A 15231-nucleotide genomic window follows, 5' to 3' on the forward strand; every position below is an offset into this window, starting at 1 on the left:
CTGCAGCAGCGGCCGGGAGCGGTCCACGCCCGCCCCGCCGCGCCGGGCGTGGACCGCTCCCGGCCGCTGCTGCAGGTGCGCGACCTGCAGGTCGACTTCACCTCCGGCGGGCGCACCGTGCACGCGGTGCGCAACGCCAGCTTCACCGTCTACCCCGGCCAGACCGTCGCCATCGTCGGCGAGTCCGGCTCGGGCAAGTCGACCTCGGCGATGGCCGTCATCGGGCTGCTGCCCGGCAACGGCCGGGTGGTCGGCGGGCAGGTCCTCTTCGACGGCGAGGACATCGCGCACGCCTCCCACCAGGAGTTCGTGGCCCTGCGCGGCACGGGCATCGGCCTGGTCCCGCAGGACCCCATGTCCAACCTCAACCCGGTCTGGAACATCGGCTTCCAGGTCAAGGAGGCCATCGAGGCCAACGGGCTGGCCAAGGGCGCCGCGGCCAAGGCCCGGGCCGTCGAGGTGCTGGGGGAGGCCGGGCTCGGCGACGCCGCGCGCCGCTACCGCCAGTACCCGCACGAGTTCTCCGGCGGCATGCGCCAGCGCGCGCTCATCGGCATCGGCCTGGCCTCGCGCCCGCGCCTGCTCATCGCCGACGAGCCGACTTCGGCCCTGGACGTCACGGTGCAGCGGGGGATCCTGGACCACCTGGACTCGCTGACCAGCGAGCTGGGCACGGCCGTGCTGCTCATCACCCACGACCTGGGCCTGGCCGCCGAGCGCGCCGAGCACCTGGTCGTCATGTACAAGGGCCAGGTCGTCGAGTCCGGCCCGGCGCTGCAGATCCTGCAGTCCCCGCAGCACCCCTACACCCGGCGCCTGGTCGACGCCGCGCCGTCGCTGGCCTCGCGCCGGATGACCTCCGCGCACCGCGCCGAGGTCGTCGAGCGGGCCGAGGCGCACGCCGTCGAGATCGCCGCCGACCCCGAGCACGTCACCCCCGAGGTCATCGAGGTCAAGAACCTCGTCAAGGAGTTCGTGCTGCGCGGGGCCGGCCCGCGCGGGGAGAAGCTGCGCGCCGTCGACGACGTCAGCTTCTCGGTGCGCCGCGGCACGACGACCGCGGTCGTGGGGGAGTCCGGCTCCGGCAAGTCGACCGTCGCGCAGATGGTCCTCAACCTGCTGCCGGCGACCTCGGGGCAGGTCCTCTTCGACGGCGTGGACATCACCGGCCTCGACCGCAAGGCCTCCTTCGCCTTCCGCCGCCGGGTGCAGCCGATCTTCCAGAACCCCTACGGCTCCCTGGACCCCAGCTGGAGCATCTTCCGGGTCGTCGAGGAGCCGCTGCGGGTGCACAAGGTCGGCGACGCCAAGAGCCGCGAGGCCCGGGTGCGCGACCTGCTCGACAAGGTGGCCCTCCCGCAGAGCTCGATGCGCCGCTACCCCAACGAGCTCTCCGGCGGGCAGCGCCAGCGCGTGGCCATCGCGCGGGCGCTGGCGCTGCAGCCCGAGGTCGTCATCTGCGACGAGGCCGTCTCCGCGCTCGACGTCCTCGTGCAGGGGCAGATCCTCACCCTGCTCAACGACCTGCAGGCCGAGCTGGGGCTGACGTACCTGTTCATCACCCACGACCTCGCCGTCGTGCGCGAGATCGCCGACGACGTCGTGGTGATGCAGCGGGGCAGGCTCGTCGAGCACGCGACGGTCGACGAGGTGTTCGACTCCCCGCGCGAGGAGTACACCAAGGCGCTGCTGCAGGCGATCCCCGGCGGCAGCATCCAGCTCGGCGCCTGAGGCTCCCGAGGGCCCCCGCACCCCGCCGTGGCGGGGTGCGGGGGCCCTCGCGCGACTTCCCGGCCGGTCCGCACCACCGGCGGAGGGCGACGGGTCTACCGTGGCCCGATGCTGCTCGCCGCACTCGTCGTTCTCGCCGTCGCAGCCGGGATCGCCGTCGTGTACTGGCGCACGAGCCCCCGCCACCGGGTGGCCGCCAGTGCCCGTGCCGATCACGGCGACCGCGCCCGCCGCGCCCGGGAGGCCCGGCGCGCCCACCACGCCTGAGCCGCACTCGACCCGCGGCCGAGCCGCCCCGACCCGCACCCGGACCTCGTCGTGCCCGCCGCCGTGGCAGGCTGTGGGGCAGATCACCCGCTCCCCGGGCACGGGGGGTGAACCCGCGGGCCCGCCGGGTCGTTGCAGGGGGAGACACGAAGGACAGGCGTCACCCGCCGTGGCGGTGCGCGACCACGACGGAGGGGACCACCATGGCCGGGACGAAGGACGGGACCGGAGCGGCGGCGCAGCGTGCCGCGCGCGTCGCCGCGATGCAGCGGGCCGAGAAGGCCCGCGCGCGCCGGCGCAGGGTGCTGCTCGTGGCGCTGCCGTCGGCCGTCGTCGTCGGGATCGCCGCGACGGTCGTCGCGGTCATCGCCAACCAGCCCGAGCCGCCGTCGCTGGAGGCGGTGCGGACGTTCCAGTACACCGGCGGCCAGCACACCGAGGAGCCGGTGCAGTACACCGAGAACCCGCCCGTCGGGGGCGAGCACGCGCCCGTGTGGCTCAACTGCGGCGTCTACGACGCCCCCGTGCCGAACGAGAACGCCGTCCACAGCATGGAGCACGGCGCGGTCTGGATCTCCTACTCCCCGGACCTGCCCGCCGAGCAGGTCGAGCAGCTGCGCGAGGACGTCGCGCAGGAGACCTACACGGTCCTCTCGCCCTACGAGGGGCTGCCCTCGCCCGTCGTGCTGTCGGCGTGGAACAACCAGCTCGAGGTCGAGGACGCCGACGACCCGCGCATCGAGGCCTTCCTCGCCAAGTTCGTCCAGGGCGCCCAGACCCCCGAGCCCGGTGCGCTGTGCTCGCAGGGCGTCGGGACGCCCACCGGCTGATGCCCGCCCTCGCGCCGCTGGAGCGGGCGCGGCGCGTGCTCGTGCTCGTCGTCGCGCTCCTGCTCGCGCTCGTGGTGGGCATGTTCCTCGGGCGCTCGCTGCCGTCCGCGCCTGCCGGCAACTCCGTCGACGTCGGCTTCGCGCGGGACATGGCCATCCACCACGGCCAGGCCGTCGACATGGCCTACACGGCGCTGCGCACCGCGCCCAGCCCGGAGGTGCGCCAGCTCGCCGTGGACATGGCCTCCACCCAGGGCAACCAGGCCGGCCGGCTGCAGCAGCTGCTCGTGAGCTGGGACCAGCCGCTGGCCGGCGGCAGCGCCACGATGGCCTGGATGGCGGGCACCGAGCTGCACGCCCGCCACGTCGTCCAGCAGCAGCAGGGGCGGGTGATGCCGGGCATGGCCACGGCCGCCGAGCTGGCCCGGCTGCGCTCGGAGAGCGGGCAGGTCTTCGAGGTCGACTTCCTGCAGCTGGTGCTGCGCCACCACCGCGGCGGCATCGAGATGGCGCGGTTCGGTGCCGAGCACGCCACGACCGGGGACGTCCGCGACCTCGCCCGCGCCATCGCCACCAGCCAGGAGGGGGAGTCGCAGCTGCTCACCGACCTCCTCGCCGCGCGCGGTGCGCAGCCGCTGCCGGTGGACGACGCGGGGGACGACGCGGCGGCCGGGGAGGGGGGCGCGTGAGGCTCGTCGTCGCCGCCGCGCTGGTGGACGACCTGGAGCGCCCGGCCGCCCTGCTGGCCGCCCGCCGCAGCGCCCCGCCCGCGCTGGCCGGGCGCTGGGAGCTGCCCGGCGGCAAGGTGGAGCCGGGGGAGTCCCCGCAGCAGGCCCTGCACCGCGAGCTCGCCGAGGAGCTCGGGATCACCGCCGAGCTGGGCGAGGAGGTCGTGCACCCCGGCGGGGCGTGGCCGCTGACCCCGCAGCTGCGGATGCGCGTCTGGTGGGGCCTCGTGCGCACCGGCGTCCCCGCGCCGCTGCAGGACCACGACGAGCTGCGCTGGGTGCACCTGCCCGGCTGGTCGCGGCTGGACTGGCTGCCCGGGGACGTGCCGCTCGTCGAGCGCATGCAGCGGCTCGCCGGCCGCTGACGCCGCGGGGCGGCGCCGGGGGAGCGGTCAGGACCCCGGGCCGCGCCAGCCGGTGTCGGCGGCGGTGACCCGCGGGTCGCGGCGGTCGCCGGCGCGGCGGCGCGGGGTGGTCACCTGCGGGTCCGCCAGCAGGTCCTTGACGAGCGCGACCGCCATGAGCGCCATGACCACCAGGAACGGCGCGGCCGCGATGATGGTGACGTTCTGCAGGGCGTCCAGGCCCCGCGACTCCCCGCCGGTGCCCCCGGCCAGCAGGAGCACGATCGCCACCAGGCCCGTGAGCGTGCCCCAGACGGCGGTGACCCAGCGGCGCGGCTCGTCGGCGCCGTAGGAGCTCAGCGAGCCCATGACGATGCTGGAGGCGTCGGCGCCGGAGACGAAGAAGACCGCCACCAGCACGACGACGAGGACGCTGGTCACCCCCGCCCAGGGGAACTGGGCGAGGAAGGCGAACATCTGCGACTCCTGGTCGGCGATGCCCGCGATGTCGGCGCCGCCGCGGCCCTCGAGGAAGCGCCGCTGCAGGTCGATGGCCGCGCCGCCGAGCACGCAGAACCACAGCAGGCTCACGGCGGTCGGGACGAGCACGACGCCCACCACGAACTCGCGCACGGTGCGGCCCCTGGAGATCTTCGCGAGGAAGGCGCCGACGAAGGGCGTCCAGCTCACCCACCACGCCCAGTAGAAGAGCGTCCAGCCGGACAGCCACTCGCTGCCGCCGAAGGCCCCGGTGCGCAGGGACATCGCGGGCAGTGCGGTGAGGTAGCTGCCGGCCGAGGCCGGCACGAGGTTCAGCACGAAGACGGTCGGGCCCACGACGAAGAGGAACAGCAGCAGCGCCAGCGCGAGCACCGTGGTGGTGCTCGAGAGCCACTTGATCCCGCGCTCGACGCCGCTGGCGGCGGAGACGACGAAGCAGACCGTCAGGACGGCGATGACCGCCACCTTCACGCCCGTGGAGCCGGGGACGCCGAAGACCTCGGTGAGCCCGCCGTTCACCTGCGCCGCACCCAGCCCGAGGCTGACCGCGGAGCCGAAGAGGGTGGCGAAGATGGCGAAGACGTCGATGGCGCGGGCGGCGCCGCGGCCGCGGCGTCCGCGCAGCAGCGGCGCGAAGGCCGCCGAGAAGCCGCCGGCGCGCTCCTTGCGGTAGCTGGAGTAGGCCAGCGCCAGGCCGACGACGGCGTACAGCGCCCACGGGTGCAGGCCCCAGTGGAAGAGGGAGTAGTTCATCGCCTCCCGCGCGGCGGCCTGCGAGCCGGGCTCGGCGTCGCCCTGCGGGACGGTCATGAGGTGGGTGACCGGCTCGGTGACGCCGTAGAACATCAGCCCGATGCCCATCCCGGCGGAGAACATCATCGCGATCCACGCCGCCCGCGAGTGCTCGGGGCGGTCCTCGTCGCGCCCGAGGCGGATGCGCCCCAGCCGGCTGCACGCCAGCACGAGCGCCAGGACGACGAAGGCCGTCGCGCCGAGCACGAACGCCCACCCGAAGTCCGCGACCACGACGTCCAGGACGGCGCTGGTGCCCGCGAGCAGCCGCCGCGGCGCGAGCACCCCCGCGAGCAGGAAGAGCGCCACCGCACCGGCCGCGACCGCGAACGTCCGCACGTCGACCGCGGGCCGTCCCCGGTGCCCCTGCACGGGTGCCGCGGGAGGTCCGGTGCGGGGGGCGGACGACGTGCGCGGACCGTGCTCGGGTGGTGCGGACATGGCGGCGAGGGTGGCACGGGATGACGAGGGAGGACCAATCGGAGGGGGTCCGGACGGACTGGGCCGGACGTGTCCGCGCAGGTCAGGGCGGTGGTCGCGGACTGGAGGGGAGACCCGCGCCCGGGGCGCGGGTAGACTGTGGTGTCAACCCCGACACGCGCCCGCTCCAGCACGCCCGCGACCGGCGCGACCTTTCGAGAGGGATCGAGAAGCCACATGCCCTTGAGCACCCGTGACGACCTGCGCAACGTCGCGATCGTCGCCCACGTCGACCACGGCAAGACCACCCTCGTCGACGCGATGCTCTGGCAGTCCGGCGCCTTCCGCGCCAACGCCGACGTCGCCGACCGGGTCATGGACTCCGGCGACCTCGAGCGCGAGAAGGGCATCACGATCCTCGCGAAGAACACCTCGGTGCACTACGCCGGACCGGGTGCTCCCGAGGGCGGCATGACCATCAACATCATCGACACCCCCGGCCACGCCGACTTCGGCGGCGAGGTCGAGCGCGGGCTGTCGATGGTCGACGGCGTCGTGCTGCTGGTGGACGCCTCCGAGGGTCCGCTGCCGCAGACCCGCTTCGTGCTGCGCAAGGCGCTGGCCGCCGGGATGCCCGTCGTGATCCTCGTCAACAAGGTCGACCGCCCCGACGCGCGCATCGCCGCCGTGGTGGAGGAGACCTACGACCTGCTGCTGGACCTGGCCGGCGACATCGAGGGCATCGACGCCGACCGGCTGCTGGAGGTCCCCGTCGTCTACGCCTCGGCCAAGAACGGCCGCGCCTCGCTGAACCAGCCCGAGGACGGCGGCCTGCCGGACCACGAGGACCTCGTCCCGCTGTTCCAGACGATCATCGACACGATCCCGGCGCCGACCTACGACCCCGAGACCCCGCTGCAGGCGCACGTCACCAACCTCGACGCCTCCCCGTTCCTGGGCCGCCTGGCGCTGCTGCGCATCTTCTCCGGCGAGCTCGTCAAGGGCCAGCAGGTCGCGTGGTGCAGGCACGACGGCACCATCGAGCGCGTCAAGGTCACCGAGCTGCTCGTCACCGAGGCCGTCACCCGCGTGCCCGGCGAGAAGGCCGGTCCCGGCGACATCGTCGCCGTCGCCGGCATCGAGGGCATCACCATCGGCGAGACGCTGGCCGACCCCGAGGACCCGCGCCCGCTGCCGCTCATCACGGTCGACGAGCCGGCGATCTCGATGGTCATCGGCATCAACACCTCGCCCATGGCCGGCCGCGTCAAGGGCGCCAAGGTCACCGCGCGCCTGGTCAAGGACCGCCTCGAGAAGGAGCTCGTCGGCAACGTCTCGATCCGCGTCCTGCCCACCGAGCGCCCCGACGCGTGGGAGGTGCAGGGCCGCGGCGAGCTGGCGCTGGCCATCCTCGTCGAGCAGATGCGCCGCGAGGGCTACGAGCTGACCGTCGGCAAGCCCCAGGTCGTGCTGCGCAAGGACGAGAACGGCAAGACCCTCGAGCCCTTCGAGCACCTGACGATCGACGCCCCCGAGGAGCACCTCGGCGCGATCACCCAGCTGCTGGCCGCCCGCAAGGGCCGCATGGAGACGATGACCAACCACGGCACCGGCTGGGTGCGCATGGAGTACTACGTCCCCTCCCGCGGGCTCATCGGCTTCCGGACCGAGTTCCTCACCGACACCCGCGGCACCGGCATCGCGCACGCGATCTTCGCCCAGTACGACCACTGGGCCGGCGAGATCCGCACCCGCCAGTCCGGCTCGCTCGTGGCCGACCGCGCCGGTGCGGCCACCGCGTTCGCGATGACGAACCTGCAGGAGCGCGGGCAGATGTTCATCGAGCCGACCTCCGAGGTGTACGAGGGCATGATCGTCGGGGAGAACTCCCGCGCCGACGACATGGACGTCAACATCACCAAGGAGAAGAAGCTCACCAACATGCGCTCCTCGACCTCCGACGAGTTCGAGCGCCTGATCCCCCCGCGCCACCTGTCGCTGGAGCAGTGCCTGGAGTTCTGCCGCGAGGACGAGTGCGTCGAGGTGACCCCGGAGGCGGTGCGCATCCGCAAGGTCGTCCTGGAGGCCAGCGCCCGGGCGAAGACGGCCTCGAAGGCCAAGAAGGGCTGACGCCCCGACCACGACGCCGACGGGACCCCGCGGGGCCCGTCGGCGTCGTCGTCCCCGCCGCCGGGGCAGGATGGGCGCCATGACGACCACTCCCGAACCCGCGGAGCAGCCGGGCCGGACGCCGGAGAGCGCGGCCGGGGCCGCCACCGCGGGCCGCGACCCCCTCGAGATCGCCGCCGACCTCGTCGACGACGCCGCGGAGGAGCTCGAACCCGCCGAGCTGGCCGCGATGGACCGCCTCGACCAGCCCCGCCGGCTGCTGCTCGTGCACGCCCACCCCGACGACGAGTCCATCGGCACCGCGGCGACGATGGCCCGCTACGCCGACGCCGGTGCGGGCGTGACGCTGCTGACGGCCACCCGCGGCGAGCTGGGCGAGGTCGTCCCCGCCGAGCTCGCCCACCTGGGCCCCGACGAGCTCGCCGCGCACCGCGCGCAGGAGCTGGCCGCGGCCATGGAGGCGGTCGGGGTGGGCGACCACCGCTTCCTGACCCGCCCCGACGGCACGGGCTACCGCGACTCGGGGATGGTGTGGCTGGAGCCGGGCCGCGCCGCGGCGGGGGAGGACGTCGACCCGCGGGCGCTGGCGGCCGCCGACCCCGAGGAGGTCGCCCGGAGCATCGCCGAGGTGGTGCGCGAGGTCCGCCCGCAGGTCGTCGTCACCTACGAGCCCGGCGGCGGCTACGGCCACCCCGACCACGTGCGGGTGCACGAGGCCACGATGCGCGCCCTGGTGCTGGCGGCCGGCGGCTCCGGGCACGACGAGCCCGGTGGCGGCGTGCCGTGGCAGGTCGCCAAGGTCTACGAGATCGTCCAGCCGGAGTCGGCCGTCCGGGAGGCGCTGCGCCGGCTGGCCGAGAGCGGCGCGGACGGGGCGGGGGACCCCGACGGGCCGCTGCCCAGCGTCGTCGTGCCCGACGAGCAGGTCACCACGGTCGTCGACGGCACCGAGCAGGTGCCCGCCAAGATCGCCGCGCTGCGCGCCCACGCGACCCAGCTCACCCTGGACCTGGACGCCGCCGTCCCCGCGCTGCGGCTGAGCAACGGTGTGCCGCAACCGCTCTGGCCCGCCGAGCACTTCCGCCTGGTGCACGGGGTGGCCTCCGGCCCCTTCGACGCCGACGGCCGCGAGACGGACCTCTTCGCGGGCATCGCCCCCAGCAGCTGACCCCGTCGCCACCACCCCTCCTCGATGGTGATCTTCCACGGTGCACCGTGGAAGATCACCATCGAGGAGGGGTGGGGACACGTGCGGGTGATCGGGCCGACACGCTCCGTTGCGCCGGTCGGGTGAACGCGATCGTCCGATCCGGTCACCGTGGGTGGTCGCCCGCGGGCCCCGGAGGTTGGGTGGGAGCAGTCCCGGCACGCCGCCGGGTCCGATCGAGAGGAGCGGCCGTGACCCACCCCGGCCAGCGACCGGCCGTGCAGGCACCGCAGCCCCGGGCGCGCCGCGACGCCGCCGACGTGGGGCGGCTGCGCGAGCGCAACCGCCGGCGGCGCACGACCGCCCTGCTGCTGCTCGTGCTGCTCGCGCTGCTCGTCGTCGACGTCCGGCTGGCCCTGCAGCTGCCGCTCCTGCCGGCGCCGCCCAGCGTGGACCCCCTCTACCTCATGGTCGGGATCTTCTTCGCCGCCATGCTCGCCCTGCTGCTGGGCCAGACGCTCGTGTCCGGCCGCTCGCCGCACGTGCTCTACCGCCCCGAGCAGGTCGACGTCTCCTTCGACGACGTCAAGGGCCTCGACCCCGTCAAGGAGGAGGTCGAGCGCAGCCTCGACCTGTTCCTGGCCGCCCGCACCTTCCGCTCCCGGATGGGTGGCCGGCCGCGGCGCGGGCTGCTGTTCGAGGGCGTGCCCGGCACCGGCAAGACGCACATGGCCAAGGCGATGGCCCGCGAGGCCGGGGTGCCGTTCCTCTACGTGTCCGCGACCAGCTTCCAGTCCATGTGGTACGGCGCGACGGCCCGCAAGCTGCGCTCCTACTTCCGCGCGCTGCGCAAGGCCGCCCGCCGCGAGGGCGGCGCCATCGGCTTCATCGAGGAGATCGACGCCATCGCCGCCTCCCGCGGCCAGATGAGCGCCGCCACCGCCGCACCCGCCACCGCTCCGCCCGCGACCGGCCTGCTCGCCTGCGGCGGGCTGGAGGGCTTGGCGATGGGCGCGGCCGGGCAGCCGGGCGGGCTGCGCACCGAGCACCTGGCCAGCAGCGAGGGCGCCGGCGGCGTCGTCAACGAGCTGCTCGTGCAGATGCAGTCCTTCGACGAGCCGACCGGCTCCGAGCGCCTGCGCGGCTGGTGCGTGGACCTGGCCAACCGCTTCCTGCCCGAGCACCGGCAGCTGCGGCGCCCGGTCGCCGAGCCCGTCGAGGTCCTCGTCATCGCCGCCACCAACCGCGCCGACGCCCTCGACCCGGCGCTGCTGCGGCCCGGCCGCTTCGACCGCCGCCTCGTCTTCGGCCTGCCCGACAAGGCCGGCCGCCGCCAGCTGCTGGACCACTTCCTGGCCCGCAAGGCGCACGAGGGGGAGCTGGACGAGCCCGAGCGCCGCGACGCGCTCGCCGGGATCACCAACGGCTACAGCCCCGTGCGGATCGAGAACCTGCTCGACGAGGCGCTCGTCAACGCGGTGCGCCGCGACGCCGACGGCATGAGCTGGGCCGACGTCGAGCACGCCCGGCTGGTGACCGAGGTGGGCCTGGGCCAGCCCGTCGGCTACACCGACCACGAGGCCCGGCTCATCGCCACCCACGAGGCCGGGCACGCGGCGGTCGCCTGGCTGGTGGCCCCGCACCGGCGCCTGGAGGTCCTCACCATCGTCAAGCGCGCCCAGGCCCTCGGCCTGCTCGCCCACGGCGACGCCGAGGACGTCTACACCCGCTCGCGCACCGAGCTCGCCGGCATGATCGACATCGCCTTCGGCGGCCAGGTCGCCGAGGAGCTCTTCTTCGGCGACGTCTCCACCGGCCCGGCCGGTGACCTGCAGTCGGCGACCTCGGTGGCCGCGCAGATGGTCGGCGCGGCGGGCATGGCGGGCACGCTGGTCTCCTTCGCCGCCGTGCAGCAGGGCGCCCTCGCCGACGGCAACCTCGTCGCCCGGGTCCTCGGGGACGCCGAGGGCCGCCGGATGGTGGAGAACCTGCTCGGCGAGCGCAAGGAGTCCGTCCGCGAGCTGCTGGGCCGCCACCGCCACCTGGTCGCCGCGCTGCGCGACGCGCTGCTGGAGCGCCACGAGCTCATCGGCTCCCAGATCACCGACGTCCTCGAGGGCGCCCGGCGCGAGCACGAGCGCGGCGGGCAGGAGGCCCCCGTGCGGGTCGTCGACCTGCGCGACGGCGCGGTGCTGCGCGAGCGCGGCTGACGGGGCGGTCCAGGGGTGCTCGCGGGGGGTCGCGAGCACCCCTGGACCGCGAGCCCCGGTGCGTGGTTGGCTGGCGCCAGGTCATGAGCGCCAGCGCCAAGCCCCGGCTCGCTGGCCGGCAACCCTCCTCGTCGTGGGGTGCCCCGGGTGATGACCTGACCTGGTGCTGACGCACGGGTAAGGACGAGCGAGCGCACGACCACCCCGGGCCGACGCACCGCCGCGTCCACGACCTGGAGGAACCCCGTGAGCACCGCCCTCGACGACCCCGCCCGCACGCCCGCCGACGCGCAGCCCGCCGACCGGCTGGCCGCGGTCCGCGCCCGGCTCGCCCCCGTGCTGCGGGAGGTCGCCGCCGGGACCGTGGCCCGCGAGCAGGACCACGAGCTGCCCTTCGCCGCCGTCCGCGCCCTGCTGGCGGCGGGCTTCGGCCGGCTGCGCCTGCCCGTCGCCGAGGGCGGGGACGGCCTCGACCTCGTCGAGCTGGCCGAGGTGCTCGTCGACGTCGCCGAGGCCGACTCCAACCTGCCGCAGGTCTTCCGCGGCCACGTCGCCTGGGTCGAGCAGGTCCTGACGCTGCCGCCCGGGGAGCACCGCGCGCGCTGGAGCGCGCGCATCGCCGCGGGCGAGCTCGTCGGCAACGCCTGGAGCGAGGTCGGCGACGGGGTCACCGGCGAGCAGCGGACGGTCGTCACCGAGCGCGAGGGGCGCACCCTCGTCAGCGGGCGCAAGTACTACACGACCGGCACGATCTTCGCGGACTGGACCGACGCCACCGCCCGGCGCGCGCTGCCCGACGGCTCGCACGAGGTCGTCACCGTGCTCGTGCCCGTGGGCGCCCCCGGCGCCGTCGTCTCCGACGACTGGGACGGCTTCGGCCAGCAGCTGACCGGCACCGGCACCCTCGTGCTCGACGACGTCGAGGTCGACCCCGCCGACGTGGCGCCCTTCACCGACCGCTTCCGCTACCAGACCGCGCTGTACCAGCTGGTGCTGCTGGCCGTGCAGGCCGGCATCGCCGCCGCCGTCGAGCGCGACACCGCCGCCCAGGTGCGCGCCCGCACCCGCAGCTACACCCACGGCCTGGCGCCGCTGGCGCGCCACGACGCGCAGGTCCTCTCGGTGGCCGGGGAGATCTCCTCGATCGCCTTCACCGCCCGCGCCCTCGTGCGCGCGGCCGCGCAGGCCGTCCAGGGCGCCGCGGACACCGCGCACCTGCGCGACGGCGAGGTGGACCGCGCCGCCAACGTCGAGGCGGAGATCCGCACCGCGCAGGCGCAGGTCGTGCTCTCCGCGAGCGTGCCGCGCGCGGCGACGCTGCTCTTCGACACCCTCGGCGCCTCCGGCACCAGCCGGGCGCGCGACCTGGACCGGCACTGGCGCAACGCCCGCACCGTCGCCTCGCACAACCCGGTGGTCTACAAGCAGCGCATCGTCGGCGACTGGTCCGTCAACGGCACCGAACCGCCGTTCGTGTGGGACGTCGGCACCCACGCCTCGGTGGACCCGGCGGCCGTGCGCGCTCAGGAGGGCGCGGAGGGCGCCACCCGGTAGTGGTAGGCGTGGTGCGCCGCGAAGCCCGCGCGCTCGTAGAGCGCGCGGGCCGCGGCGTTGCCCTCGGCGACCTGCAGGTACGTCGAGACCGCCCCCCGCGCCCGGGCCCAGTCGGCGACCTCGGCCAGCAGCCGGCGGGCCAGCCCGCGGCGGCGGTGCTCCGGAACGGTCTCCACCGCGGTGATCCCGGCCCACCCCGGCGACAGCGACCCGCGGGCGACGGCCACCGTCCGCGACCCGTCGAGGACCCGCACGAAGACCTGCTCGTCGGCCGAGACGAGCACGCGGCGGCCGGCGGGCGGGACCTCGGGGGCGCCCTGGTAGTGGTAGGCGCCCAGCCACCCCTCGTCGGGCGCGGCGCTCGCGGTGCTGCGCAGCCCCGGCGGCAGCGGCACCTCGGCGGCGCCGGGCAGGTCGTCGGTGGCCGCCGTCAGCACCAGCGTCGGGGTCCGCACGCCCCAGCCGCGCCCGGCGAGGTGCTCGCCCAGCGCGCCGCCCTCCCCGGGGGCGCCCAGCGGGTGCGGGAGCGCGACCAGCGGCACCAGGCCGCGCTCGCGGTAGAAGCGCTCGACCGCCTCCAGCGCGGCGGGCAGCGGCACCCCCGGCGAGCCGAGCGCCAGCGCGGAGTTGGCCCGGCCGGTGAAGCCGCCCGCGGCCCGCAGCCGCCACCGCCCCAGGTCGGCGCGCTCCAGCGGCCGCCAGTGCTCGGCCATGACCAGCTCCAGGTCCTCCAGGCCGATCGCCTCGTGCGGGCGGCCGCGGCGCACCGGCGGCGGCGGCACGGCCTTGGCGGCCAGCACGGCCGCGCGCGCGACGAGCACCTCCCCGCGCCGGGTGGCCACCCGCAGCGCGTGCTCGTCGGCGGCCAGCAGCTCGCCGAGGGCGTCCGCCGCCGAGCCGTCGGGCAGGCGGTGGCGCACCACGACGCGGGCGCCGACGACCAGCTCGTGCTCGCGGTGCACGTGCACCGGACCCGGCGTGACCTGCGACATGCGACCTCCAGCTGTAGCGACGCCGACCGTCCGCGATACTAGGGAGGGCGTCCGGCCGCCCGTCTGCCGGAGGAGGAGGACAACCCGTGACCTACGTCATCGCGCAGCCCTGCGTCGACGTCAAGGACAAGGCCTGCATCGAAGAGTGCCCCGTGGACTGCATCTACGAGGGCAAGCGGTCGCTGTACATCCACCCCGACGAGTGCGTGGACTGCGGCGCCTGCGAGCCGGTGTGCCCGGTGGAGGCCATCTACTACGAGGACGACGTCCCCGAGCAGTGGTCGGCGTTCACCGCCGCCAACGTGGAGTTCTTCGACACCGTCGGCTCGCCCGGCGGTGCGGCGAAGATGGGCGTCATCGACGCCGACCACGCCGTCGTGAGCGCGGTCCCGCCGCAGGGCGAGGGCTCCTGAGGTGACGGCGCCCGCACCCGCCGCCGTGCCGCGCCGGCGGGTCGGCGCGTCGTTGCCGGACTTCCCCTGGGACTCCCTGGCGGGCGCGAAGGCGACGGCCGCGGCCCACCCCGGCGGGATCGTCGACCTGTCGGTGGGCACCCCCGTGGACCCCACCCCGCAGGTCGTCCAGGAGGCGCTGCGCGCGGCGGCCGACGCGCCCGGCTACCCGCAGACCTGGGGCACCGCCCCGCTGCGCGAGACCGTCGCCGCCTGGTTCGCCCGCCGCCGCGGCGTGCCGGACCTGGACCCCGACGGCGTGCTGCCCACCGTCGGCTCCAAGGAGCTCGTCGCCTGGCTGCCGCTGCAGCTGGGCCTGGGTCCCGGGGACGTGGTGGCCCACCCGGCGGTGGCCTACCCGACCTACGACGTCGGGGCCCGGCTGGCCGGCGCCACCCCGCTGCCCGCCGACACCGTCGAGCAGCTGGACGCCGCCTGGCGGGCGGGGGCCCGCGTGCGGCTGCTGTGGCTGAACTCCCCGTCCAACCCCACCGGCGCGGTGCTCGGCACCGAGCAGCTGCGCGCGCTGGTCGACTGGGCGCGCGAGCGCGACGTCGTCGTGGCCAGCGACGAGTGCTACGCCGAGCTGGGCTGGGACGAGGACCACGACGCCGCCCGCGGCGGGCTCGTGCCCTCGGTGCTGGACCCGCGGGTGTGCGGGGGCGAGCACTCGGGGCTGCTCGTGGCGTACTCCACCTCCAAGCAGTCCAACCTCGCCGGCTACCGCGCGGCCTTCGCCGCGGGGGACCCCGCGCTGGTGCGCGAGCTGCTGGAGGTGCGCAAGCACGCCGGGACGATCGTGCCCTGGCCGGTGCAGGCCGCCCTGCGGGCCGCGCTGGCCGACGACGCCCACGTGGACGCCCAGCGCGAGCGCTACCGCGCCCGCCGGGCGGTGCTGCGCCCGGCGCTGGAGGCCGCCGGCTTCCGCGTCGCCTCCGCCGCCGGGCTGTACCTGTGGAGCACCCGCGACGAGGGGGCGCGCGCCACGGTGGACGCCCTGGCCGCGCGCGGCGTCCTCGTCGCGCCGGGGGACTTCTACGGGGCGGCGGGGGAGCGGCACGTGCGCGTCGCGCTCACCGCCACCGACGAGCGTATCGCGCAGGTGCCCGGCCGGCTGGCCGACGGGCTCTGAG

Annotated in this window: 13 protein-coding genes and 1 riboswitch; of the genes, 11 read left to right on the forward strand and 2 right to left on the reverse strand. The window is 75.4% G+C overall.

What is annotated here, in order from left to right; all coding sequences use genetic code 11:
- Positions 1–48: 48 nt before the first annotated feature.
- The 5 genes from GTQ99_RS09825 (at position 49) to GTQ99_RS09845 (ending at position 3921) form a co-directional block, all read left to right on the forward strand.
- Positions 49–1731 (forward strand): dipeptide ABC transporter ATP-binding protein, encoded by a 1683-nt coding sequence (locus GTQ99_RS09825; protein WP_166615562.1) that lies wholly within the window; start codon positions 49–51, stop codon positions 1729–1731.
- Between the two features lie 108 nt (positions 1732–1839).
- Complete coding sequence (locus GTQ99_RS09830) at positions 1840–1998, forward strand: hypothetical protein (protein ID WP_166615555.1); 159 nt, start codon at positions 1840–1842, stop codon at positions 1996–1998.
- Positions 1999–2201: 203 nt separating this feature from the next.
- A complete protein-coding gene (locus tag GTQ99_RS09835; RefSeq protein WP_205707156.1) occupies positions 2202–2828 on the forward strand; it encodes a DUF3105 domain-containing protein in 627 nt (208 codons plus the stop codon).
- Positions 2828–3517 (forward strand): DUF305 domain-containing protein, encoded by a 690-nt coding sequence (locus GTQ99_RS09840; protein WP_166615556.1) that lies wholly within the window; start codon positions 2828–2830, stop codon positions 3515–3517. Before GTQ99_RS09835 ends, GTQ99_RS09840 begins: the two co-directional genes overlap by 1 nt.
- Complete coding sequence (locus GTQ99_RS09845; RefSeq protein ID WP_166615557.1) at positions 3514–3921, forward strand: NUDIX domain-containing protein; 408 nt, start codon at positions 3514–3516, stop codon at positions 3919–3921. Before GTQ99_RS09840 ends, GTQ99_RS09845 begins: the two co-directional genes overlap by 4 nt.
- A 27-nt stretch (positions 3922–3948) precedes the next feature.
- On the opposite strand, the gene GTQ99_RS09850 is transcribed toward GTQ99_RS09845, so the two are convergent.
- A complete protein-coding gene (locus tag GTQ99_RS09850) occupies positions 3949–5634 on the reverse strand; it encodes a BCCT family transporter (RefSeq protein ID WP_166615558.1) in 1686 nt (561 codons plus the stop codon).
- A 216-nt stretch (positions 5635–5850) separates the two neighbouring features.
- Between GTQ99_RS09850 and typA the strand changes: the two genes are divergently transcribed.
- The 4 genes from typA to GTQ99_RS09870 all read left to right on the forward strand — a co-directional run bounded on the left by typA (position 5851) and on the right by GTQ99_RS09870 (position 12654).
- Positions 5851–7743, forward strand: coding sequence for a translational GTPase TypA (gene typA, locus GTQ99_RS09855; RefSeq protein WP_166615559.1), 1893 nt, complete (start codon positions 5851–5853; stop codon positions 7741–7743).
- Positions 7744–7822: 79 nt separating this feature from the next.
- The gene (gene mshB, locus GTQ99_RS09860; RefSeq protein ID WP_205707158.1) at positions 7823–8911 is read left to right on the forward strand and encodes an N-acetyl-1-D-myo-inositol-2-amino-2-deoxy-alpha-D-glucopyranoside deacetylase; all 1089 of its coding nucleotides are present in this window, start codon (positions 7823–7825) and stop codon (positions 8909–8911) included.
- A gap of 230 nt (positions 8912–9141) precedes the next feature.
- Positions 9142–11100, forward strand: coding sequence for an AAA family ATPase (locus tag GTQ99_RS09865; protein WP_338074881.1), 1959 nt, complete (start codon positions 9142–9144; stop codon positions 11098–11100).
- Between the two features lie 79 nt (positions 11101–11179).
- Positions 11180–11290, forward strand: a riboswitch (SAM riboswitch).
- 56 nt (positions 11291–11346) lie between these two features.
- Positions 11347–12654, forward strand: coding sequence for an acyl-CoA dehydrogenase family protein (locus GTQ99_RS09870; protein WP_166615560.1), 1308 nt, complete (start codon positions 11347–11349; stop codon positions 12652–12654).
- Here GTQ99_RS09870 and GTQ99_RS09875 read toward each other — a convergent pair.
- Positions 12624–13646, reverse strand: a complete 1023-nt coding sequence (locus tag GTQ99_RS09875) for a GNAT family N-acetyltransferase (RefSeq protein WP_205707159.1) — start codon at positions 13644–13646, stop codon at positions 12624–12626. The two genes, GTQ99_RS09870 and GTQ99_RS09875, sit on opposite strands and share 31 nt — an antisense overlap.
- A gap of 86 nt (positions 13647–13732) precedes the next feature.
- Between GTQ99_RS09875 and fdxA the strand changes: the two genes are divergently transcribed.
- Together fdxA and dapC are read left to right on the forward strand one after the other, a co-directional pair.
- Positions 13733–14059: a ferredoxin gene (gene fdxA / locus GTQ99_RS09880; RefSeq protein ID WP_166615561.1), complete on the forward strand. Its 327-nt coding sequence runs from the start codon at positions 13733–13735 to the stop codon at positions 14057–14059.
- A gap of 1 nt (position 14060) precedes the next feature.
- On the forward strand, positions 14061–15230 hold the full coding sequence (dapC, locus tag GTQ99_RS09885) for a succinyldiaminopimelate transaminase (RefSeq protein ID WP_420814537.1): 1170 nt from the start codon (positions 14061–14063) through the stop codon (positions 15228–15230).
- Position 15231 lies beyond the last annotated feature (1 nt).

Source organism: Kineococcus vitellinus (assembly GCF_009906315.1).
In the GTDB taxonomy this organism is placed as follows: Bacteria; Actinomycetota; Actinomycetes; order Actinomycetales; family Kineococcaceae; genus Kineococcus; species Kineococcus vitellinus.

Excerpts from the sequence above, each read along its gene's own strand:
- GTQ99_RS09830 (WP_166615555.1), top strand. The coding sequence starts at position 1,840 with ATGCTGCTCGCCGCACTCGTCGTTCTCGCCGTCGCAGCCGGGATCGCC.
- GTQ99_RS09835 (WP_205707156.1), top strand. The coding sequence starts at position 2,202 with ATGGCCGGGACGAAGGACGGGACCGGAGCGGCGGCGCAGCGTGCCGCG.
- GTQ99_RS09840 (WP_166615556.1), top strand. The coding sequence starts at position 2,828 with ATGCCCGCCCTCGCGCCGCTGGAGCGGGCGCGGCGCGTGCTCGTGCTC.
- GTQ99_RS09850 (WP_166615558.1), bottom strand. The coding sequence starts at position 5,634 with ATGTCCGCACCACCCGAGCACGGTCCGCGCACGTCGTCCGCCCCCCGC.
- typA (WP_166615559.1), top strand. The coding sequence starts at position 5,851 with ATGCCCTTGAGCACCCGTGACGACCTGCGCAACGTCGCGATCGTCGCC.
- mshB (WP_205707158.1), top strand. The coding sequence starts at position 7,823 with ATGACGACCACTCCCGAACCCGCGGAGCAGCCGGGCCGGACGCCGGAG.
- GTQ99_RS09875 (WP_205707159.1), bottom strand. The coding sequence starts at position 13,646 with ATGTCGCAGGTCACGCCGGGTCCGGTGCACGTGCACCGCGAGCACGAG.